Raw genomic sequence first — 22,622 nt, forward strand, 5'->3', positions numbered from 1 at the left:
AGAAGACTGCCATCTTCCGCACCGCCCGTGGCGCGTCCGTTAGCCACCGCACTCTGCGCGCGCATAGGCGCTTCAATGATAGGCGGTCATTTCTGGATGGGCGGGGAGTGCGTGCGCCCTGCCTTCACTGGCATCATCGCCACATTACCGTCGGGCATGCTCCGTGCAACTTCACTAGCGTTCGCCCGCAGGGCCATGCGTATTCGCTACTCATCGATATGGACGCCATCCACAACAAAGCTCGCTCGACGCCGCCGCCGTCCGAGGAATCCGCCTTCACCGGCTTCGTGCGGGTGCGCGGCGCTCGCGAACACAATCTGAAAAACGTCGACGTGCAGATTCCACGTGACGCGCTGGTCGTCTTTACCGGCGTGTCCGGCTCGGGCAAATCGTCGCTGGCATTCGGCACTTTGTACGCCGAGGCGCAGCGGCGCTATTTCGAATCGGTCGCGCCGTATGCCCGACGCCTGATCGAGCAGGTCGGCGTGCCCGAAGTGGACGCCATCGAAGGCCTGCCGCCCGCGGTCGCCTTGCAGCAGCAGCGCGGCACGCCGAGCGCGCGCTCGTCGGTGGGCAGCGTGACCACGCTGTCGAGTCTCGTGCGCATGCTGTATTCGCGCACCGGCGACTATCCGCCGAAGCAACCCATGCTGTTCGCCGAAGATTTCTCGCCGAACACCGTGCAAGGCGCGTGCCCGACTTGCCACGGACTCGGCCGTGTCTACGAAGTCACCGAAAAATCGATGGTGCCCGACGACTCGCTGACCATTCGCGAGCGCGCGATCGCTGCATGGCCGCCGGCCTGGCACGGACAGAATCTGCGCGACATTCTGGTGACGCTCGGCTACGACATCGATAAGCCGTGGCGCGACTTGCCAAAGAAAGACCGCGACTGGATTCTTTTCACCGACGAACAGCCGACCGCGCCCGTCTACGCGGGCCTCACGCCGAAGGAAACCCGCGCCGCGCTCAAGCGCCGTGACGAGCCGAGCTATCAGGGCACCTTCACCGGCGCGCGCCGCTACGTGCTGCACACGTTCGCGAATACCCAAAGCGCGCTGATGAAAAAACGCGTGTCGCAATTCATGGTTGGCAGCGTCTGTCCGACGTGTCATGGCAAGCGGCTCAAGAAAGAAGCGCTGTCGGTGAAATTCGCCGGACTCGATATCGGCGAGTTCGCCCAGTTGCCGCTTGCCAGACTTGCCGAGATGCTCGAACCGATCGCGCGCGGCGAATGGCCGGAGTCGGATGTGACACATTCGGGCAAAGACGCCGGCAAAGGCAGCGTGCTCAGCAAGAGCGCCATGCGCGATGCCGTCGACAAACGGATCGCCGCCGGTGGTTCCGCGCACAAAGCCTCGCCCGACGTGCGGCGCACGCCCAACCTGTCCGAGGAAAAACGCGTCGCCGCGCAACGTATATCAGCCGAACTGCTCGAACGCCTGACGACGCTGGTCGATCTGGGTCTCGGCTATCTCGCGCTGGAGCGCAGCACGCCAACGCTGTCATCCGGCGAATTGCAGCGCTTGCGGCTTGCCACGCAGTTGTCGTCGCAGTTATTCGGCGTCGTGTATGTGCTTGACGAGCCATCGGCCGGCCTGCATCCCGCCGACGGCGAAGCGCTCTTCAGCGCGCTGCAGGGATTGAAGGCCGCGGGCAATTCGCTTTTCGTCGTCGAACACGATTTGCAGATGATGCGGCGCGCCGACTGGCTGGTCGACGTCGGCCCTGCGGCCGGCGAAGCAGGTGGCTATGTGGTCTATAGCGGGCCGCCCGCCGGACTCGTGAAGGTCGAAGCGTCGCAAACGCGCCGGCACCTGTTCGCGCCGCCAGCGCCTGTCGAGCGCGCGTCGCGTGAACCCGCCGGCTGGCTGCGGCTTGCGGACATCACGCGCAATAATTTGCACGGTCTGGACGCCGCGTTTCCGCTCGGCTGCCTGACTGCCGTCACGGGCGTGTCGGGCTCGGGGAAGTCGAGCCTCGTGAGCCAGGCGCTGCCGGAACTGGTCGCAAGCCACCTTGGCCGCGTCTTCGAAAATCCGGACGACGACGAGCAAGACCCGTTGCTCGCAACTGACACCGCGCCGACCGGCGGCCATATCGTCGAAGGCATGGACGCGCTGCGGCGGCTGGTGCGCGTCGATCAGAAACCGATCGGCCGCACGCCACGCTCCAACCTCGCCACCTACACGGGCCTCTTCGACCACGTGCGCAAGCTGTTCGCCGACACGCCGCTCGCCCGCAAGCGCCGCTACGGCGCGGGCCGCTTCTCGTTCAACGTGGCGCAAGGCCGTTGCCCGACGTGCGAAGGCGAAGGCTTCGTCAGCGTCGAACTGTTGTTTCTGCCGAGCGTCTATGCGCCCTGCTCGACGTGTCACGGCACGCGCTACAACACGCAGACGCTGGAAGTCACATGGCGCGATAAAAACATCGCCGAGGTGCTCGGCCTGACCGTCGACGCCGCCTGCGATTTCTTCGCCGATGAAGCCAGCGTGATGCGCGCGCTGAAAGTGCTGCGCGACATCGGGCTCGGCTATCTGCGGCTCGGTCAGCCGGCCACCGAATTGTCCGGCGGCGAAGCCCAGCGCATCAAACTCGCCACCGAACTGCAACGCGCGCAACGCGGCGACACACTGTATATCCTCGACGAACCGACCACCGGCCTGCATCCCGCCGACGTCGACCGGCTCATGGTCCAACTCCAGGGACTCGTGGATGCCGGCAATACCGTCGTGGTGGTCGAACACGACATGCGGGTGGCCGCGCAAAGCGACTGGGTCGTCGACGTCGGCCCCGGCGCCGGCGACGCTGGCGGCAAGATCGTGGCGAGCGGCACACCGGCCGAGATCGTGCGCGTGAAGGAAAGCCGCACCGCCGAGTATCTGCGGCAGCAACTCGCAGCGTGAAGGCAAAGGAAGCGTGTGCGCTAGCGAGCGCCGCGCTTCTCTTTCAGGAAATCGATTAGCGCGCGCAGTTTGAGCGGCATCTGCGCGCGGCTCGCCGTCTAGAGATAGAAAACGGGGAAGCCGGGACAACATGCGTCGACTACGCGCACGAGGCGGCCATCGTCGAGTTGCTTGCGTATGTAGTCCTCGATGACATGCAGCAGACCCTGCTGCAGGATTTCATGATGCAGTGCGTCGACCAGCGGCTGTAGTTGCATGCCGCACCTACCGACCCATGCGCCCAATGTCGATCCCGTATCGCGAGACCCGCCCGTGCAAAGATCTGCTCCTGACAACAGGGGAAGGTGGTCAGCGTACTTGGCAACCAGCACCGACGCCAGCATTCCCGTGGTTTGGATACCCTCGTCGATGACGTGCGCGGGCACCGCCGCCTGAATCAGTGTTTCGCAGTTTCCCGGTAGCGGCGGTTTGTCGTTGCCGCTCCACGAGCGATCGATCTATGGCGACAAGTGGGCAACGAACGTCCCAGCGCAAACGGCCGCGTTGGCCGAATTATTCGCGCAGCTCGTTCGACAGGTTCCGGAATTGCAGCCGTTCCAACGGCAGAGTTCTCCGCTCGCTGAACGGCAGAATTTGGCCGACGGTCGACCGATTTGGTCGGCCGTAGCCGACCCACAACGGTCCCCGAGCTTTCCCGAAAGCAGCCATTCCAACGTATATTGTCTTACGCACGCCCATCTCCAAACTCCATCTAGGACTGCTCGATGCGCCTTGAAGACATTCTCACGAGGTTGAGGGGCAACCCTTCCACAACACGCCAAATCACACTTCTTAAGCGGGTCTCGGCCGCGCTCCAGGCTTCTCCTGACTGCACCGGTGCGGCGGTCGTTGGTTCATTTGCAAAAGGGAGCGCAGATCGCGTTTCTGACATCGACCTAGTCGCCTTTTGCTCGGATGGCACTGGGAGTTCGCTATTACGTGCGATAGAGCAGCAGATCGCCCCGTCGGAAATATTCATCAAGTTTGATGGCGTGCATGATCCGAAAAGTCCGTTCCAAAAGCTAATCTTCGAAGACTTAACTTCAATCGAGTTTCATGTCATCTCACCCGATACTGAACTCATCCTAGAGCAGCCATTTGTTGAAATAGTTAACCGGGATCGTTGCCTTGAGTCGAGGGCATCGTCCAGGCTCGCTCCGACTGAGCACGATGTGACGGCCTATCATTATGGCGACCGATTCCTGGCATGGGAACTCTTCACTTGCTTGAAGTGGTTATGGCGCGGAGACTTCAAAACTGCAAAGCGCTACCTGGTCAATTTGGGAAGAGCTATAGAAGCGTCGGAAAAAGCCAATGGATCTGCAGTCTGTTAGCCTGCGCACATGCAACTTCCGTGCTGGTGGTCGAGCGCCCGTTTGTCAACGATGCTCGCCTCGAAGTCGACGGTCCGCTTTTGGCCGAAATTGGCCGATCGCTGCCTGACATGGTCGGCTCAGTACGACCGAGGCCGTGTGGAAACTCCATTTTCGCTGCTGAGGGCGAGGTTGCCGGTCGGGTCGATCAAGCTAAATGCCGATTAGGGCGGCCACGTCGGCAAGCCGACCGATCTCGGCGCGAATTCGTAGTTCACACCCTGCCACCTGAAGCAGGCAATTCCAACCCCGATGAGAACAAGGAAGGCAACAACTGAAGCTGAAATGAGAATCTTGGTTCCACGCCCCATGTGTTTGCTCCGATCCAAAATACGTCCCGAATCAAAGTCTCGTGTGTTCAACGACGCCTTGAAATGTTGTCAGCGATTTTGACGCCAGTCCGAACTGTTTATCGTCATTTTTGTCGAGAAATCTAGTTGTGCCCGTGCGGATTTAATTCCAGCAGTTGGCGTGCTAGCCGACTGGTGATCGCCGAGCCGCATTTTGCGCAAATTCCGTTGTTGGTTGCCTGGCCGCAGCAAGGGCAAAACCATCTGCCCAGATTGAACTGTGTCAACTTGTTGGATGGAGGAGGGGCCTTCAACGTGAGCGTCTCGAATTGCTCCCGAACGGAGGTGCTAAACAATGAGCCCGACAATGAGCACCGGAGTTCTCCCCCGATGGCTTCAACGAGCTGTGCGGAACAGTAGGGACAGTGCATAGGCTGTAGTGTGTCGGCCCCATTGATTGTTGATGATCTTGGGGCAGAGGTCGAGCGTCTGAAGTTGACCGCGTGTCGCCTCGCGCAAGGCGCAGATAGTTACCGCGTGCGTTGCACGACTGCGATCTGCTGCACGCTACTCACTGCGTACACCGGATCAATTCGAGAGCAGACGTTCGACACCGCGTCGCATGTTCGAACGTGTTTTGCCAACGTCTACCTTATTCATGGAACGGCCCGGCCTCGAACGTCGCAACCCCATCGGCATACTCTCGCACCCATATGTCACGAGCTTCTTCCCCGACTCCCTTTACCGCAAACGAAGTGTGCGGTAGACATTGAGCAACTTTGCCGAACAGATCGGCAACCGACCAACTGTCAAGAAAGAATAAAGTGGGAGACGCCGCCGGCAGCGCTGAACCACACGCTTCGAACAAATTCTTCAAGACATCATGGCTCAGAGCACCTTCGTCAAGAAACTTCGTAATCACTTCCCGGGCGCTCGATATAGCCAGCGCTTCGCCGTCGAATGGATGGACCCAAACTAGCGTGTGAAAGCTCATACGAGTTACTCCGGTGATTGTCGTTTTCGAGAATCGCGGTCTCTTTGTCCGCGAGAGTTTGCACAACATCGACGACCTTCCTCGCTGCGCCAACCGGCCGTTGCCGATAGCCGTGCTCAAGGTATTGCGCACGTCCGCACCGATTCGCAGGAAATGAGACTCCGCAAATTCCTGCAGCTCCGGTCGCCGGTTGCACGATTCCCGCTCTCGCCATAACCGTTCACTTCGACATAGCAACGCCCGCGCTATGCGGGCGTTGCTAGTCGGAATCCGCTGCGATACTCAACAAATCAGCATCACTTGGCCGCGGTGGCTTGAGCCGTCGGCGCAACTGTCAACTTCGATTCCTTCACGCCATCCTGACCGGTTTTATCGTCGACCAATTGCAGCTTGTTGCGCGCATACAGAATACCCATCTTGACCTCTTGCCAGACGTAGTAGTTCTTGCCGGCCTCGGTGTCAACTTGAAGAGTCGAATCGTTCTCCGCTTTGGACACCAGTTGATGCGGACCCGGTTCGACTTCTGTATACAGATAGGTTTTGGATAACGTCTCGCCGAGAACCTGGCCATCAATCGTTACCGGCATCTTCACTGCAGCGCCCATGCTCTCGTTCCGATACACATAGATCGCTGCTTTGTTCTGCGGGGCACTGAAGGTCTTCAGTGCCGCGTCCTTCTGCGGATCGCCCATCGGTACGGATGCGCAACCTGCCATAACCAGCAACGAGACACCGAGCGGAATCAATTTCTTCAACTGCATTTCTTTTTTTTCCTTTTTCTGTTGTGGAATCTGAGTCTTTAGCGGGCTGGCGCTTAAACATCAGGGCCAATCGGCATGGGGTTTGGATCAATGCTTCATGCACCCAGCAGTCCGTCGTGTCGCCCGGATACGTTTCGCGTTAAGCAATAAGCATTAAATCGCGCTTATTTCACGCGCGCGTCAACCGTCTGCTCGCTTCCATTATTTGATATCGGCTTTTCTATGGCAGACTTTAGCCACGACGTTCACTTTGTTTTGGTCATTCCCAGGTGATTGGATTATTCAGCGCAACTCTTGCCGACCACATTCAATCACTCCTTTCAGCAGGAGCGTCGGTGGTTCTGGATTTCCCGTTTAATTCAACCGACACCCGTGCATGGGGGCAATCTTTATTTCGGACCGCCGGGTGCGATCATCGGCTTCACTATCTGGATGTGAGCGATGAAATTTGCAGAGCTCGTCTGAGGACGAGGAACGCGTCAGGTGAGCATCCGTTCCAGACGTCCGAAGCGCAGTATGAGTTGATCACCCGTCATTTCGTCCCGCCCGCGCCAAGCGAAGGGTTCGAGATCCTCTGCCCCGAGTACCGCGCTGCCCCCAGCCGCGAGCGAAGCTGCTGAATTGATCCAACTGGGCGTCATAGGAGTAAGTCCGACCTCGCCGGCAGCCGGAGAAGTGCTGACGATAAGCTAGCTGGCCATTACAGTGACTGACTGACGTACCTCGAAAGAAGCCTTCTGGTTTCCAGAGTTGCGAGAGGCTGTCTCGTGTCAGAAAGCGTGGTTGACTTCGCGTTGGCTCGAAAGACGGCTCAGGACCGCGTGCCGTCAATGGCGCTGGAGCGACGTTCCCGCAGGGCATGCACATTGCACGAGGCGGCACGCGGCCAGTATGGGACGTCAACAAGACCTGTCAGTTGCGAACCGATGCCGCCTGTTCAAACACTCTGCGCCTGAGAGTAACCAGCGGGGTTCGGATCATAGGTGTGTGCGGGAATGCCCCGCTCCTGATGCATGGCAACGGCCTCGGCAAGCCTCCTACCGACCTGGTCAGCGCCCCTGATGCCCGGCAAACGCCTCACGGGACGAGTTGCATCGTTGGTCGTTAGAATGATCGTGCCGGCGCCGAACAGGCGCTGCCACCATGGGTGGATCGACGTGACGCACTGAATCCGGGAAATCTCGAGAATCGATACACGGCGATGCAGAATACCTTGCGTCCAGGTAATCCGCGCGGTATCGATGACGATTCGGGTGAACGCGGTCTTGGCGAACGGCAAGCCGACACCGATCAAAACCGCACCAGCTTGTGCAAGCAGCACATGCCACTGAAGCGGGAAAGAGTTAGACGCGTAGACATGTATAGCGCCAATCATTGCCATGACAGCGCTCCCCTTCAGGATCGCGGCAAGGTTGCATGCCTGCGACGGAGCGCCACTGAAAATTACCTGATTGGCCATCGCACATGTCCCTTATTCTGACCCACGGACCATTTGTCCGCCGAAAAAGGCAGCGCTGCCTGATTCGGTTGCGCGTCAGCGAATTCTTGATACCTATGGTGTGCCAGTATAGCCTTTACGACGAGTATCGTCCGCGACGTACTTTATTCGTTACTGCTGAAACCTTTTCTTAAGTGGCAGGCGAGGATCAGTTCGTGACTGCCATGCGCTGGAGGCGCGATAGTCACTGCGCCGAGATGCAAAATGCCAACAGTCCCGACGTGACCTCGTCGATGATCTGCTTCATTTCCGGATACGGGGGATGGAATGGGGTTGGATTTTGCGGACTGCCCCACTCGATCGTGTACGAAAACACCTTCGCTTTTTTTGCGTCGACCAGGTGACGGCTAAACGCATAGTCATCCGACGTGCCGGCAGTCGGATAAAGGCTCATCGACTGTTCCGTCTTGTAGATTCGTCCACGCGATGCCTTGATCGCATCACGCATCTCATTCGCCAGATCGACTGCGATCTTCTTGTCCTCGGCCGCGATGTACTCTCTATATGCCTTGTCGTTAGCGATGCCGCGCTTGCCGTCATACGAGGGGTTCTGGAAATTCATCGCTGGATCGGCGCTTTGATCGACATCGTCACCCCAGTTGTACAGAATGTCTTCCGAGTAGCTATGCAGGTCGACAAAATAGCGAATGTGCGGAAAGTTGTCGAACATCCAGACAGCGTTCTTTGTCTCCGGCTCGGAGGTTGCCGCGGGGCCAATGTAGACATCGTGATCGCACGGATCCGTGGAGTTTGCAATCGGCGACTTCGGGTCGAAGTACTTTGGAAAGTCCCAGAGAAAATCGTAATTGCGATTGACGTCGACACCGACGCATTGGGATTGCGTATGTCCCGCCGGCGCAGGTCGACGATTCTTGCGCCACATCGGTTCGGTCAGCATGCTGTAGTTGCGTCCGTCAGGATTGGCTTGCGGAAAGACGTAAATGTCCTTCTTCTCCACCACGGATTTGATCTGCGCTGCGGTAAAGGTCCTGCTGCCTATTGTGATTTCCGTATTTGTCCGGTATGCGTTGGCGAGCAGTTGCACAAAGTTGACGAGAATGTCGGGGCTGCCCCATTCGCGCGCGTGAACGCCGCCAAGGAAATAGATTCCGATGCGGCCCGCGCCGCTGCCTTTGCCAATCTTGAGCGCGTGACAAACACGCTTCTCCCACGTCTCGTTCGGCAGCTTGATCAACGTGGTGAACGCGTCATTCGGCGCCTCTGATTCGGCAGCCAGGGCCGCTTCAATATGCGTGACGTCGAGGTATCCGGTGCCGGCGGCGACCGACAACGCTTCACGCGTCAATGCGCCAACTGTGCTTGTGCGTTTCTCCTTCTGTCGCGCTACACCCTGGATTTGCGCATCCTCAAGACGTTCAACCTTGTAACCCGCAGCTTCAAGCGCACGAATTTGTTCGTCGCTAGCGTGCGCGTCGACGCGGTAGCCTTGTGCGACTTTCTCGACAGTATGCCTGGCGACCGTGACTTTATACTTTGTCACGAGGTCGGCCATCGCCGCATAGTCGCTTCCGGTAATTCTGGCATGGTAGTTCGACACCTTCATTCTCCCTTCAGTCTTCTGCCTTCGTAATCTTAAAGACGGTACAGCGGCAGTCATTTCAAATTTCAGTGGAACTAGGGAGCCTCCTGACGTTCGCGCCGCAACGGGGGCGCGACGACCCACATCGCGCCTTGTGCGCCATTAGCCTTTCAGCAGCCGAAACGCTACCTGCGTCAGATCCGCGGTCTGGTTGTAGACGAATAATTCGTCCGCGGGCGATGCGAGGCAGCGCCCGTCGATATCGAAGGGTAGTCCGGTGTGCTGAACTTTCACAATCGCTAATGGTTATCCTGCGGATGATTGCGGTCTTCATTGCCGCCGCGTGCCTCGCCGCCGTGTTCACCGGACGGACCGCCCGGGTGCACGGCAGCCTGTCCGTGAGGACCACCCGTCATTTGCCCGGGCGGCTGCGCAGGCCCGTGCGTATATCCCGGCTGCGGCTGCGTCGGCCCATGAGCGTACCCCGGCTGGGGCTGCGGCTGCGGGCCGCCGTGCACGACCGGCCTCGGGTTCATAGCCGGACCGCCCGCCGCCGGCTGGCCACTATGCGGCGGCGGACCGCCCCGCATCGGCGGCGGATGATTCGCCCACCGGTCCCGGTCGTGATACCAAGGTTGGCCGCGATAGTAGTGATCCCAGTAAGTTCCGAACGAGAACGCCACGATCGGCAGCCCGATCTGCAAGCCGTAAGTCATGATCGGCACCTCGGTACCCTGATACGGATAGTCGAGATATTCGCCGTAGACCCAGCCGCGCAGTCCGGGCGCTTCGACGTCACACCAGCTGTAATCGGAAACGCAGCCGTACACCGTAAGCTGCGCGCTCGGCGGCACTTGCGCGACCACCGGATACTCCCCGGACGGACCCGCATAAACGTCCACGGGCTGATTCGTATACGCCGGCGATTGAGCGAACGCAGCGCCGGACAGCGCCATCAGGCAAATGCCTCCCGCGATGGCTTGAATGACGATTTTCTTTTGCACGATTCCTCCCTCGGAAAGAGCGGTCCATGCATGAGGTGCGCTATTCGTTTCGTCCCGGCCATAACGGCGCCTCGATAGCAGGGCCACATTGCTTTGACAAGCCTGGTGGCGTTCGAATTGCACCCGACTGTCGGCGCAATTACGGTTTGTCAGCGTTCTTACCGTTCAGCAACTTTCATGCTCTGCCGCTCATGCGTCGAGCTGAGCAAAGAGCCAGTCCTGGAAGCAGTGCAGCTTCAGACGGGGGTGTAGATCGAGAGTTTCAGCGACGGGTCGTCGTTCGCCTGAAACGTAGCATATTCGTAACGTTGAGTGCCACGCTGAGGATGCGCGAGTACCTTCTGCCCGGATGCGCCACCACGGACATCGTGCGCGCTCCACCACCTCGCAAACTCCGGACTATGCGAACGCAGGCGTTCCACCAGCTCTACGAACGACGAGTCGGCGGCAAACAGATCATGCGTCGTGCGAAAGAGGGCGATCATGCGGCGCGCTTCGTTCACCCAGGCGGATCCGAACAGCCGCCGCGCTTCCGGTTCGATGAACATGAAAACGAGGATGTTGTGGTCCGCCTCCGCCAGGCGATCGAATCCGAACAGATCCGCAGCCGCCTGGTTCCACGTCAGGATGTCCCACCGCCGGCCGGTCACGTATGCCGGCAGGGGCAGGTTTGAAACGATGCGCGCGATCGCCGGCGGAACGATCTCCGGCGCAAATGTACCTTGATCATTGGAGCGGGCGAGCATCCGCAGATGTGTGGCCTCTGCTTTTCCAAGGCGCAGGGCACGAGCAAGTGCGTCGAGGGTGGCATCGGAGGGACTGACCGTTCGCCCCTGCTCGAGCCGCACATACCAGTCAACGCCAATGCCCGCCAGTTCGGCAACTTCTTCCCGCCGCAGACCTGGCGTGCGACGGCGCCGGCCGCTTCTAAGCACGCCCGCATCCGGGACCAGTTTCTCCCGGCGCGAGCGCAGGAAATCACCAAACTCACTAAGTCTCGCTGCTGGCATGTTCGTCTCGCAAGGGGGGACGCATGAATCCTAGGATAGTACCAGGCCTTGTTGTCTATTCTGGGCTCGTCAGAATGACCTCGTCAAACCATCTTTGAGGAGAACGACGATGAAAGCTGCAGTCCTGCATTCGCTTGACCGACCGCTCGAGATTGCGCAGATACCGAATCCGGAAATCGGGACGGGCGAGGTGATCGTGGATGTCGCCGCCGCGCCGGTGCTGCCCTACGCCAACGAAGTGTTCAATGGTCAGCGTCGTTATCCGATCGAGCTGCCCATAGTGCCCGGCTGCGGCGCGATCGGCCGCGTGAGCGCAATCGGCCCTGACGCTACGCATCTGAAGGCTGGTGACTGGGTATTCTGCGATCCGACTGTGCGCTCGCGCGACGACGTCTTGATGCCCGATATTGCGCTACAGGGCTGGAGCTCACGTGGCGAGGGCGGCCTGCGTCTGCAACGGTACTTTCATGATGGCCCGTTCGCTGAACAGGTGCGTGTGCCGACCGAGAACGCGATTCGAATCGGTGAGATCGATTCGGACGAGGCGGGGCAGTGGTGTGCGCTCAACGTCATGCTCGTGCCCTATGGGGGGCTGCTTTCGGCCGCGCTGCGGGCGGGCGAGACGCTGCTCGTGAGCGGTGCTACCGGCAACTTCGGCAGTGCCTGCGTGGCCGTCGCGCTCGCTATGGGGGCGCGTTGCGTGGTTGCCCCGGGTCGCAATGCACAAGCGCTCGACGATCTGAAACAGCGGTTCGGCGAACGTGTGCGACCGGTCAAACTTTCAGGCGATGAGCAGGCGGACCGAGAACGGATGCAACAGGCGGCTCCTTGTCCGATCGATTGCGTAATCGATCTGTTGCCGCCCTCGGCACCCACCGCGGCCGTGCGTGCCGCTCTGATGGCCGTGCGCCCGTACGGTCGAGTCGTTTTGATGGGTGGCGTGGGAATGCTGGGCGGCGCAGGGCTCGACCTGCCGTATCCATGGATCATGCGCAACGACATCACAATACGCGGCAAATGGATGTATCCGACGGAAGCTGTGACGCTCATGGCGGGTCTGATCCGCTCCGGCTTGCTGGATCCTGGACATTTCGACATCAAGACATTCCCGCTCGTCGATGCCAACGATGCGGTATCCCATGCGGCTGCGAACGGAGGTCCATTCAGAATGACCGTGATACGGCCTTAGCCGGCGATTGTGGCGGGTGTCGGCGATCTGCGCACCGATGTCGAACGTCTGAAAGTGTTTAGGTTTATACGACGCCTGCCCACATCTGCTTGTGGCGCTCGCCCATGCTCGTGATTGAGGGCAGGCATCCTACAAATCTGAGCGACTGAAGTCGCTCACCTTCGCGATGGTTAGTGCTGCGTGGGAGCCGGCTGTTGGGCGGCGTCTGCTTCTTCGTTTGTCGCGGATTCGGCTGACGTTTGCTTGCTCGGGCTCGGCTTCGTGGCTGCTGGTGTTTCCGTCGTCGCTATTTGCGATGCCTCTGCGAGAAGGCGCGCTGCACGGCTCGCGGTGATGCGGCTCTGCGGGATGCCCTTCGCATCGAGCGCGATCACCTGATACAGCTCACGGTCACACTCGAGCTCTCGCTGATATTGCTCTGCGGTGTCGACAAGCAATTCAAGCATGGTCTGTTGACGTCGTCTTTCGTCGCTCGTGATGGCAGGATTCCTACACATTGAGGACGCAAGTGTGATCAATGTGTTGAGCTGGCTCAACTGCCGGTTGCATAGATCGAAGGTGGAGAGCGCAAGCTTTTCGTACTGGAGCGCGTCGACAGGCGGGCGTGAAGCGGGTTGAGATTGTTTTGTAGGTTTGTTGCTCATGGTGCGACCTCCCTGGTACTTCTTGGATCGCCCGACACTCGCTTGGGGAAGTGGGTGAGCGGGCACGTGGCGGGTTTGGAAGACCGGCTCTGTACCATACCGGCGAGCCTCGCGGCTCCCCCACCACGGCCCGCCCATTGGAATATAGACGTGCAGAGGTAGACGCACGACCCGCGTGAGCGGGTGTGCGGGTACAGATGGCAGGCTTCCAAACCTGACCGCCGGGTGTTTCCCGACGGCTTGGTGATTATAAATCAAGGGAGCGGGGTAGCGGTCAACCAAGCAGGCTAAGTCTTTGCGTTTGGCTGATTGGATAAGGCATCGATGGGGATTGGCGTGCTGTCGCGAATTCAGAGGCCGCAGAGGGCGCGCGGTTAGTCGTCTCTACGCCGACAGTCAGCGCGCAGGTGTATCTGGGCTTCGCCAATGTTCGAACTTTGCGATGGATGGCGGTTCATCGGCCATTGCGGACGTTCGTGTAGTTCGACAAATGCGGCTGCTAACCGCCGCAGACCCGCCGCGCGACGAGGGCTGGGGATGAACGGCGTTGTCGATATCAACGAAAGCGCTCTGCTGACCCAAAGCAGCCGTTTGAGTCAACGTTAATAGAATGACCGCTTGCAAAACACATGCGTCGTTGGGTCATGCAATTAACTTAGCCAGTGATCGGCTTGTTTAACGCTGTTATGCGCGCGGTCTAAGATGTCATAGAGCCTGACCAGATGGTCAAGACGCTCAGTCTTTTTGTCAGATAGATGTTTTTGACGTCAACCAACTCTACCCGCAGATTTAGTGCTGTGCTCGTGCATCATTCAGTCGCGTCGATTTCCACTTCTACTTCGTCGGCCTCGATCTCGGCCTCGGTTTGAGCTTGCAATTCAGCAATCGCCGCACGCAGCGGTTCGTAGATCGTGATTTCGCCTCCCAAGATTTCAAACGTCACGGCGAGCACATAGCGGGCAGTTGAGTCCGGATCATGGCTCCAACCTTGATGGCCGACCACAGCGATGCAGAAGTGGTCAGGCAAGCTGTTCGAGCGAACGACGGCCCAGTCCTTCTGCACTGTCCCACTGTTTCGCTTAAAGTCCCTAATTAGGCCGTCCTGCGGCTTGTCGTGCAGCACCCAAGGCAGCGTCGAGCCAGGCAGCGGTACTTCGCCGTTTGTCGCGTTCTTCATCGCGCGCACCCGGAAGTCGTGCAGCCCCTCGCCCAGCTTGCTGGCCTTCCAATCGACCCATGTCGAGAGATAGCGGCGCAGATTGCGTCTCGTGCGACGCGGCTGCGCGACGTAGGACAGCGTCACATCGATGCGGATGTCGAATTCGTCGGCCTGCTGGCGCAACTCGGCCGGAACCGGCACCTGATAAATGTGGCATTCGCCAGTGTGAATCTCGGTGTCGCTGCTCGTGATGAGCGTCGTTCGATGATCCGTGTTCGTGGTGGCCCGCGCTTCGTCCGGTATGCCAAAGCCCAGGCATCGGAAGGCGCTTGACGCTGCGGCGAACAAGGCCTGCTTTTCCGCCTGGGGCATGTTCGGCGCTGGATTGCGCAGACGCGACAAGAGGTCTTCAGCCCAAGCCGGCCATTGTGCCGATTGCACGACGAGGGCGCGATACAGCAGCGCAGGTTCCGCGGGCAATACGCGCTGGATCTGGGCCGCAATGCGCGCCACCTTGGGCGTCGCGTAGGACGTGCCGGCGGCGTCGCGATCCGCTGCAGGCCCGGGCCCATGCAGCGTTGACCGGACGAGGTTGGGACAAGCCGTGGGGATGCGGCCGCCGGCCTGGATGTCTGGCGGCGCGTTGTTCGTCCGAACGGCGTCGCCGCCGTACTCGACGACTTCGGGCTTGATGACGTTCCAGATGCCTGGACCAGACCGTGAAAACGCCGAGGGGCCTGCGGGCTGCGTGGCGAAAGTCCGCCATGCGCCCATCTCGGCGGTGTCGTAGGCGATTGATCCGACGGTCAGCGCCTGCAGGCTCTGGCCGGGATTGGCAATGCGGGCCGCGTTTTCTTCGAGATACCCGGGATAGTCCCGGCCTGCACTCAGGTGGTCGGCGATCCCCAGAAAGGGTGCCGTGCCCTGCAGCGGCAGATTGCCGGCGCTTTGCACGACGAGAATGTCCCGCTCGTTGCACAACTGGTCAATCTCTGCGGCCCAGGAGGACATATAGCGCGTGCGGCAGTAGCCACGCGCATTGATCGAGTGGTTGAAGATGCGGGTCTGGCGAGGGCTGTCGTTGAAGCGCTCTATTGCCTTGCGCAGCGCCTCCGGAGGGAACAACTCGACGGGCATCGCGTTCTGTGCGTCCAGCACGCGGGCGTTTTGAATCCAAAACGGTAACTGAGGCGCACCTTCGGCTGGCACGTCCTCGCCGTACAGCACCGCGCCTGCGATGCGTGTGCCATGTCCGCCCGGCGCGACTTCATCCGCGACGGCCATCGGGGCCTCGCCCGGCAGAAAGCAATGGGAAGTGGCTTGGTCGATGCCGGGCTGAAGCAGGACGTGGGCTTCTTGAATGCCGCTGTCGATGACGCAGACGGCGGGCGCGTCCGCATTGGGGGCGACCGGCGTCACTGCCGGTGCCGCTTGTGCGCCCTGCTGGCCCTGGTTCTGGGGAAGAGCGATGTCTTCCGGCTCGACGACCTCGAAGATGTAGGGGTAGTTGAGAACGAAGTCCTTGAGCCCCTTCCCCGAGATCTTCAGCCGGACCGTGAAGCTGTCAGGGAGAACGCCTGCATCGAAGTCGGCGCTGTCGGTAAGATGCAGAATTTCCGCTTGGTAGAACTCCGTGAACTTCTGGATGGAAGTCTCGCGTTCGATCTTGATGTCGTCCCACTCGTTATAGGCGCTGGTACGCTTTTCCGACCACTCGAACTCTTTGGCCGCCCATTGCGCGTCCGTCGCGCGCTTGCCGCGGGTGGGGCGAGGCGGAATCTCCTGGGTGCCGGCGCAGGCGATGCCGATATCGACGATGTAGAACTGGTCGTCGTTGATATTGCCCCATGACGCCATGAGATGTTCGGAGAGGATGCGGCCCAGCCTGTCTGTTTGGTTGGGATCGTCGAACAGCGTGTGGACTTGGGCGATGGTCGCCGAGCCGTGTACTGTGACGGCGAAGCCTTGGACCATGGCCCGGAATGCGGCGAGCTGAATGTCTTCAGACGCCACGATCACATAGCCCTCTTCCTGCTCCGCAACGATCTCAAATTCAAACTTGGCCCGCAGGGCGTCGAGGTCGAGGCCGGTGTCAATCTGCAGTAGGATGGGAATGCCTGCTGGGATGTCCGGCAAGGTATGCCCGGCTGCCTGGCGTTGCACCTTGCGCGCCTGCCAATTCGCGCTGAGCGCTTGGGCCGCCGTGTCAAGCGCGACGCTGTGCGCCTGGCGCTGCACACCTTTGTTGGCTAGCGTTTGCGGCGAGGGATCACCGCTCCCGCGCAGGCGCGCCCTGCCTTGGTAGCGAAGGAGCAGCGGAAGGTGTTCAAAGTTGTGCGCTCCCGGCATGGATTACGCCCTCGGCGCCGTGTCGTGCCGTTGCAGTTCTTCGACGGCCTTCAGGAGCTTGTCTTGCGACAAGGTTTTACGGCCGGCGAGCACGGCGGCCTTCGCGGCGTCCTGCGCCGCCTTCACGACCATCGCGGCCGATGAACCTTCGAGCTTGGCTACCAACGGCTCCCAGGCGATGGGCCTGTCCAGCCACACACTGGATAACGTCAGTTTCAGGAGCTTTTCAATCTCGGCTGCACCTGGCAACGGGATGGAGAAGACATCGTCGAAGCGCCTGAAAAGCGCAGGGTCCAAAGCTGACTCCAAGTTCGTTGTGGCCACGAGCAAGCCAGGTGCGTCGTACTCCTCCATCAATTGCAGCAGCGAGTTGACGATGCGTGAAACCTCGCCGATGTCCTTAGAGGCCGTGCGCGATCGTGCGATGAAGTCGCATTCGTCGAGCAGCAGCACGCATGGCTTCTCTCGGGCACTGCTGAAGATCGATCGCAGATTCTGAGCCGACTCCCCGAAGAACGAAGAGATCAGAACGTCGAAGCGCACCTTCATCAGCGGCAAGCCCGTGTTCCAGGCGAGCCGCTTGGCCCCTAGGGATTTGCCGCAGCCCGGAGGGCCGTAGAGCAATACAGTCTTGCGAGGGCTGAGCCCGAAGGTGCGAAGCCGATCGCGAGCAGCGTACTCCGCTTCGATGCGCGCGAAGCGTTGCTCGACCACTTCAGGCAGCACCATGTGATGTTCAAGCTGATCGTGCGGTATCAGTGTGGCCAGAGTCTCGCCATGGCGCCGGCTTAATGGAAGCTCTTTAAGCGTGCGGTCAATGTCAGGCGTCGACAGCGGCGCGGCAGGCCGCTTGGGCTTGGGCTGTTTCAGGATAGCCTCAAGCTGTTCGGCAAGCCGGACGTGCCCGGTCTTGCGTTCCGCTTCGACGATCTTGCCGGCGAGTCGGTCTAGGTCCGTTTGCGAGCCATCGGCGATGGCTCGTACCACTCTCTTCAGAATATCGGCATTCATGCGATTTCACCCTTTCTTGCGAGCCGTCGGACAATTGCTAACACATCAACAGGCTGCACTCGATGGCTACAGGCCGGATTGTACGTTTGCGCCCTGACCTGGTGTTGCCGGAGCACCGCAGTCACGCGATGACCTCTAGGCCGTGCTTTTGAACCAGATGCAGCAACTTGAGCGCTGTGCCCGTTGGCTTCTTCTGACCGATCTCCCACTTCTGAACTGTCGATACACTTGTATTGAGTAGGTGCGCGAAAACCGCTTGACTGACATGCGCACCTTCACGGATACGCTTGATTTCGGCCGGCCCCAAGGGCTCGACCGGTGGTAGCTCGAGCGGATCGAATTCGCGTAGCGTGACCTGATCAACTACATCCGCCTTGCGCAGCCTTTTGGCTGTTTCACGCACGGTTTCGCGATCGGGTGACTTCGTCTTGTACATTCAAACCTCGCCTTATCCCCTTGTCGGCACGTAAAAAATAAAACCACGCGACTTTCCATTATAGCACTCAGTGCTACTGAATCGAAGCTGAGTTCCCTATGACAACACGATTTCCGATGTCCGTCGCGTCGAGATTTTCCGATCGTTCCGTCATATACCTCGGCATGAGGGAAAACTGTAGCCTCAGCCGTTTGGTACGAGAATGGCTCGCAGGCAGGCTTCCGTTCGAACCGGCGCTGCATAGCCTCCAGTATGCCTTCGTGCTCCCGCCGTCGAATACGGCGATAGTCGCGCGGCGCACGTCGCTCCTTCATCGGGCAACGCGGACATGGCGCGAGTCTAGCTGCCCTTCATTTGGGTACTGTAACGGGTCCTCTCGCAGTGGCGAAAGCAACTCAAGTTCATCCGCGGATTCTGCGAGCGCTCTCGTAAGGCCAGTTCGATTGGGAAGACACCAAAGAGACGCGCTCACGCTGGACGCTCGTGCTGCTGTTCGTCGGTGGATTGATCAGCTATCTCGACTGCGCTCCCTATTCGATGACTGCGTCGGTGATCACGAGTGCCCTCGGCTTTGTTCCCGCGCAGTTCGGCATCGTGTATTCAAGCTTCTTCGTTAGGTATGCGGTGTTCTGCTTCATCAGCAAGCGCTCGACACCCGCGAATTGACCAGGACGAAGCACGCATTACTTCACCACAGCGAACCGATCAGGGCGAGCAGTAGATGCGCAGACTGATGTTCGCTCTTGCGACCGACGTCTGCAGTGCGGCAAGGTAGTAAAGCATCTGAAGCCCATGCGCAGTGGGGCGGTTCCTGCTCAGCTTGTCGATGAGATCGGACTTGCTGAGTGATTTGCCTGCCCAGATCCAGACCTCCTTGCTGTAGGCGGCTGATTTGAGCGCGGCATCAATGGCCTGCCAGGTTGCCGCGCCGGGCGCAACGCTCGAGCGGAGCGTGCGATGTGATATCTGGCGGTTGTCGTCGGTGGACCACGCAGTCGCCCACCAGGCTTCGCGGCTGTCGACGACAGTGCTCTTGAGCATGAATGGAATTCCCGCCTGAGCCTGCCGCCCGACCACCTGCATGGCGTTCAGGCTCATTTTTGAGTCATTGACCTTCGCGTGAACGAACACCACGCGTCTTGTCGAACTGCTTATCAAGAAGAAGTCGACCATCTCGTTCGAGCCATCGTCGCAAACTACGATGTCGAATTCTTCCAACTCCTTCTCGAGTTCAGGATCATGCTGGGCGATTGGAAATCGCCTGTTCGAGGGCGAGCGCCCGCCGTGACGGGCGAAACCGTAGCGCGCATACATCCCTCCAAAAATCGAGCCGGACACCCACTCGCTCATTGCCCCTTTGCCTTTCTCGGAGATGACGTTTGCCATCCACACGGACGGGCGCAACGCCTCAAGCGGCGTCCCGGCTTCCTTGCCTTCCCTAATCGCCGCGAAGTCGATGCCGGTTCGATAAAACGTTCGTCTGGCGTAAGTCAGACCTACGGCAGCGGGAACGATCCGGAACGCCTGCCTGCGAGTCGTTGCCCGGGAAAAAGACGTGGGCTGATCGCTGCCCGTCTCTGCAACGAATGCATCCATCTGGGGACTGTTGATCACGTACCTGCCGCGCCTGTGGACGGTACCCGTGATTTCGTACTCGACCGTACCCTCCAGTGTCTTTTCTCCGACGTGAAGCCTGAATTCACGATTCTCGTCTACGTCTACGCTCAGCTCGGCCTCCAGCAGTGCTTCAACCTTTGCGTCGTCCCATCCTTCGGGAGATTCGTTGTCGAGCACCTCCTGCAGGTCGAAGAGGATGTTGAGGGGCACCGCATCATCTGGGTGAGGCGCGGGAACGGATTTCGCGAAGCGGTCGAACACCGGACTGGCCGCTACCCGTGTATTGTCCAGCACCGTTGCAACTGCTTCCGCCCACTTGACGTACGCGCTTATGCCATGTGTTTTAGCCCTGACCTGGCCTAGCGTGTCGGAGATTGTCGAGCGCTCAAGCGACAGATACCGCGAGACGGCGCGTCGCGCGTTGCGGCCGTGAGCGCGCAGCGCGTTGAGGGCCTGGCTGTTCTGGGCAAGATCGTAAAAGCCGGTACTGAAATCATGCATGCGCGCCGTGGCTGAACGTACCGCACCATCCGTCAGATCAAGCCCTACGGCCGATGTCTGTCCGACGCGCCAGTGCTTTTGACCGGCGCCCGCGGGAACGAGGCGGCGCAATGCCTCAGGCGCCTCTGTCTCAAGTCCGAGCCGATCGACGTCAATCACAAGACCGTCCGTGTCGAACAGGAAAATCCGGTTGTCCACTTCGACGATCGCCATGATTCCCAGATTCCAAACTGGAAACGAGTGCCGCACCAGAATCTCGGAATTCTGCCAGGTAAGATACACGATGAGCCGCGCGTTTGCCGGATCGTCTCGGCGTGGCGCAATGATCCGCATGTCGTAGCGATCTTCCAGCCCCATCGCCATCTGACAGCGTTTTACCAGCTCGTCGAGATCTATCTTTTCGCGCCGTTGCAGCACGGTCGTCCGGAACGGCAGCTTGAAGTCGTCAAATGATGGGGCCGGTGCGTCGTCGTCGAGCCCCAGCCGCTCACAGAAATCACCGAAGAGATACTGATACTCCGGCGCATCTTTGAGCATCACGCTAGGCAGACGGGCTTCCTGCATGAGAGCACGTTTCGGATTGCGGTCGAAATAGCGTTCGAACCGTTCGTAGCGCCGGAAACGTTGTTCGATGTCGGTGAGCACCGTTTCGCTTGCGAAGACACAAGCCGTCTCACCGGGAGACTTCGCATGATCGAGAAAGCGCAGGATGCGTCCAATCTGCTGGATGGCAGCCCGTGAGTTGCTGAAGCCCTGATAGATGGCGACGCAAGCGAACGTTTTTTCGTCCACGCCTTCGAGCAGCTTCCATTGGTGTAGCCAGAACGTGATGCCACGCGTGGCTGGAGATCTGAGTGCAGCACTTGCGCTGTTGAATACGAGCGTCGAAGGGTCGTCTTTTCTGACCTTGTCGTGAATGAGCACGGTGCGCTGCCTCACAGCGCTAAATCCCGCCTGCAACGCCCGCAGCGAATCGAAGTCATGGGCACGCACGACGACGCGGGGAGCTCTGTCCGGATCAGGCCATGGGTGGCGCCGGACCACGTTGTCGTAGAACTTAAGCGCCGCCTGGGCGAATTCCTGCGGCCTGTCATCAGCGGGTAGCCATTTCGCGTCTGCAAATCGTACGGGGCGGATCAGGGTACGACTGACCGCCTCCTCCAGAGACAGGTTGAAGGCGAAGCGCCCGTGCACGGCGAAATACTTGAAGTCGTTGCGATACGGTGTGGCGCTAAAAAGCACAGTGGGGCAACCCAACTCGCGGATGCATTGCGACCACACGAAAGCGGGCTCATAGTGCCCTTCGTCAACAATCACGAGATCAAAGTCCTTCAGCACGGGGAGCAGCTTAGAGGCCAACGCTTCTTCGATGGGTCCCTCGGACGATCGGTCGGGTGGCAGCTCGGCATTGGCTCCGCGTGCACCGGCAAGCCGATGCGCGGGACGAGCAGGGCGTACTACCTGCTCGAGCGCCTTGAACGTGCTCACCACGACGAGCCGTTCTTCAGGAGGTATCGATGCAATTTTCGCCGCAGTGCTGGGCAGCAGGCGAACGATTCCGGCATCGTGCGCGTGCCGCGCAACAATCGCCGGAAGAGTTGACGGTGGCTCGCTTGCCGCAGGCGCGGTTGACGCCGTGGATCCTCTTGATCTCGCAGCCTTCACGGATTTCGCAGTCGCCCCGGAGGCAACTCCCGACGTCAGTCCAGTGAACGTTCCGCGACTGTACATCAGGCCAAAGTTCTGCCAGAAACGCCAGTGCACGTCGTCAATCAGTTGGTCGACAAGAGCGCGCTGCGGTGTGACGATGAGTACGCGCCTCACTTGTGTGAGAGCGCATGCGAGCGTCGCGATCACCGCCGTCTTGCCCGTTCCGGTTGGCATTTTCACCAGCGCCGACTCGGACTCGAGCCCCGCCGAGCACGCGCCAAGGTAGGCTACGCAGGTCGCAACGGCACGGCGCTGCGGCGCCCACAGGCCGCCCACCGGCCGATACTGTTGCTGCATATCGGCGGCCTTCCAGAAAGGGTATTTCCGAAGCTCCCGTATTTCTTTTCGGTAGTACTCCACGGCCTCGGCCGTCATGAGATCACGCTCGATCACGCACACCCCGCCTTGGCGTGCGAGGTTAGTCTCCGCGGGCGCGTTGACCCCCAGGTCATCTAGCTTCATGTTCTTTCTCACCCGTTATTGTGTTTCTATTCCGGTTCTTAAGGCATCGTCGCGCGTATTTTACGTTGGTCCGACTGCGAGAGACCGAGATCCAGAATCGAGTGAGGATGAAGGGATCGTTAGCGATGG

Annotated in this window: 17 protein-coding genes; 5 read left to right on the forward strand and 12 right to left on the reverse strand. The window is 59.8% G+C overall.

All coding sequences use genetic code 11. The annotated features are described in order from the left end of the window. The first annotated feature begins 218 nt into the window (after positions 1-218). A complete protein-coding gene (locus tag PQQ86_RS22570) occupies positions 219-2,906 on the forward strand; it encodes an excinuclease ABC subunit UvrA (RefSeq protein ID WP_408271852.1) in 2,688 nt (895 codons plus the stop codon). 98 nt (positions 2,907-3,004) lie between these two features. On the opposite strand, the gene PQQ86_RS22575 is transcribed toward PQQ86_RS22570, so the two are convergent. Beyond that, positions 3,005-3,331, reverse strand: coding sequence for an IS66 family transposase (locus PQQ86_RS22575; protein ID WP_408271854.1), 327 nt, complete (start codon positions 3,329-3,331; stop codon positions 3,005-3,007). A 339-nt stretch (positions 3,332-3,670) separates the two neighbouring features. Here PQQ86_RS22575 and PQQ86_RS22580 point away from each other — a divergent pair, with 339 nt between their 5' ends. After that, a complete protein-coding gene (locus PQQ86_RS22580) occupies positions 3,671-4,279 on the forward strand; it encodes a nucleotidyltransferase domain-containing protein (RefSeq protein WP_408271857.1) in 609 nt (202 codons plus the stop codon). 981 nt (positions 4,280-5,260) lie between these two features. Here the strand turns inward: PQQ86_RS22580 and PQQ86_RS22585 are convergent. Together PQQ86_RS22585 and PQQ86_RS22590 are read right to left on the reverse strand one after the other, a co-directional pair. Further along, positions 5,261-5,602 (reverse strand): hypothetical protein, encoded by a 342-nt coding sequence (locus tag PQQ86_RS22585; protein WP_408271859.1) that lies wholly within the window; start codon positions 5,600-5,602, stop codon positions 5,261-5,263. A gap of 296 nt (positions 5,603-5,898) precedes the next feature. Further along, the gene (locus PQQ86_RS22590; protein WP_408271862.1) at positions 5,899-6,363 is read right to left on the reverse strand and encodes a DUF2846 domain-containing protein; all 465 of its coding nucleotides are present in this window, start codon (positions 6,361-6,363) and stop codon (positions 5,899-5,901) included. Positions 6,364-6,632: 269 nt separating this feature from the next. Between PQQ86_RS22590 and PQQ86_RS22595 the strand changes: the two genes are divergently transcribed. Continuing rightward, positions 6,633-6,983 (forward strand): P-loop nucleotide/nucleoside kinase family protein, encoded by a 351-nt coding sequence (locus PQQ86_RS22595; protein WP_408271865.1) that lies wholly within the window; start codon positions 6,633-6,635, stop codon positions 6,981-6,983. Positions 6,984-7,300: 317 nt separating this feature from the next. On the opposite strand, the gene PQQ86_RS22600 is transcribed toward PQQ86_RS22595, so the two are convergent. The 4 genes from PQQ86_RS22600 to PQQ86_RS22615 all read right to left on the reverse strand — a co-directional run bounded on the left by PQQ86_RS22600 (position 7,301) and on the right by PQQ86_RS22615 (position 11,415). Further along, the gene (locus PQQ86_RS22600) at positions 7,301-7,822 is read right to left on the reverse strand and encodes a PH domain-containing protein (RefSeq protein ID WP_408271869.1); all 522 of its coding nucleotides are present in this window, start codon (positions 7,820-7,822) and stop codon (positions 7,301-7,303) included. A 223-nt stretch (positions 7,823-8,045) separates the two neighbouring features. Beyond that, positions 8,046-9,419: a M14 family metallopeptidase gene (locus PQQ86_RS22605; protein WP_408271873.1), complete on the reverse strand. Its 1,374-nt coding sequence runs from the start codon at positions 9,417-9,419 to the stop codon at positions 8,046-8,048. Positions 9,420-9,700: 281 nt separating this feature from the next. Continuing rightward, entirely contained in the window at positions 9,701-10,405 is a 705-nt protein-coding gene (locus PQQ86_RS22610; protein ID WP_408271875.1) for an SH3 domain-containing protein, read from the reverse strand. 236 nt (positions 10,406-10,641) lie between these two features. Beyond that, positions 10,642-11,415 (reverse strand): helix-turn-helix transcriptional regulator, encoded by a 774-nt coding sequence (locus tag PQQ86_RS22615; RefSeq protein ID WP_408271877.1) that lies wholly within the window; start codon positions 11,413-11,415, stop codon positions 10,642-10,644. Between the two features lie 109 nt (positions 11,416-11,524). Here PQQ86_RS22615 and PQQ86_RS22620 point away from each other — a divergent pair, with 109 nt between their 5' ends. Next, positions 11,525-12,604 (forward strand): alcohol dehydrogenase catalytic domain-containing protein, encoded by a 1,080-nt coding sequence (locus PQQ86_RS22620; protein ID WP_408271880.1) that lies wholly within the window; start codon positions 11,525-11,527, stop codon positions 12,602-12,604. A 170-nt stretch (positions 12,605-12,774) separates the two neighbouring features. Here the strand turns inward: PQQ86_RS22620 and PQQ86_RS22625 are convergent, their stop codons facing one another. From PQQ86_RS22625 to PQQ86_RS22640, 4 genes are all read right to left on the reverse strand, one after another. Then, positions 12,775-13,248 carry a hypothetical protein gene (locus PQQ86_RS22625; protein ID WP_408271883.1) on the reverse strand — a complete coding sequence of 158 codons (474 nt, stop codon included), beginning with the start codon at positions 13,246-13,248 and terminating at the stop codon, positions 12,775-12,777. An 808-nt stretch (positions 13,249-14,056) separates the two neighbouring features. Further along, positions 14,057-16,756, reverse strand: coding sequence for a S8 family peptidase (locus PQQ86_RS22630; protein ID WP_408271886.1), 2,700 nt, complete (start codon positions 16,754-16,756; stop codon positions 14,057-14,059). A 3-nt stretch (positions 16,757-16,759) separates the two neighbouring features. Further along, positions 16,760-17,767 (reverse strand): AAA family ATPase, encoded by a 1,008-nt coding sequence (locus PQQ86_RS22635; protein ID WP_408271889.1) that lies wholly within the window; start codon positions 17,765-17,767, stop codon positions 16,760-16,762. A gap of 121 nt (positions 17,768-17,888) precedes the next feature. Continuing rightward, positions 17,889-18,203: a helix-turn-helix domain-containing protein gene (locus PQQ86_RS22640; protein WP_408271892.1), complete on the reverse strand. Its 315-nt coding sequence runs from the start codon at positions 18,201-18,203 to the stop codon at positions 17,889-17,891. 483 nt (positions 18,204-18,686) lie between these two features. On the opposite strand from PQQ86_RS22640, the gene PQQ86_RS22645 reads away from it, so the two are divergent. Continuing rightward, on the forward strand, positions 18,687-18,869 hold the full coding sequence (locus PQQ86_RS22645; RefSeq protein ID WP_408271895.1) for a hypothetical protein: 183 nt from the start codon (positions 18,687-18,689) through the stop codon (positions 18,867-18,869). 39 nt (positions 18,870-18,908) lie between these two features. Here the strand turns inward: PQQ86_RS22645 and PQQ86_RS22650 are convergent, their stop codons facing one another. Continuing rightward, positions 18,909-22,493: a DEAD/DEAH box helicase gene (locus tag PQQ86_RS22650; RefSeq protein WP_408271898.1), complete on the reverse strand. Its 3,585-nt coding sequence runs from the start codon at positions 22,491-22,493 to the stop codon at positions 18,909-18,911. Positions 22,494-22,622: the final 129 nt, after the last annotated feature.

The sequence above is a fragment of the Paraburkholderia sediminicola genome, assembly GCF_046026675.1.
Taxonomy (GTDB): domain Bacteria; phylum Pseudomonadota; class Gammaproteobacteria; order Burkholderiales; family Burkholderiaceae; genus Paraburkholderia; species Paraburkholderia sediminicola_F.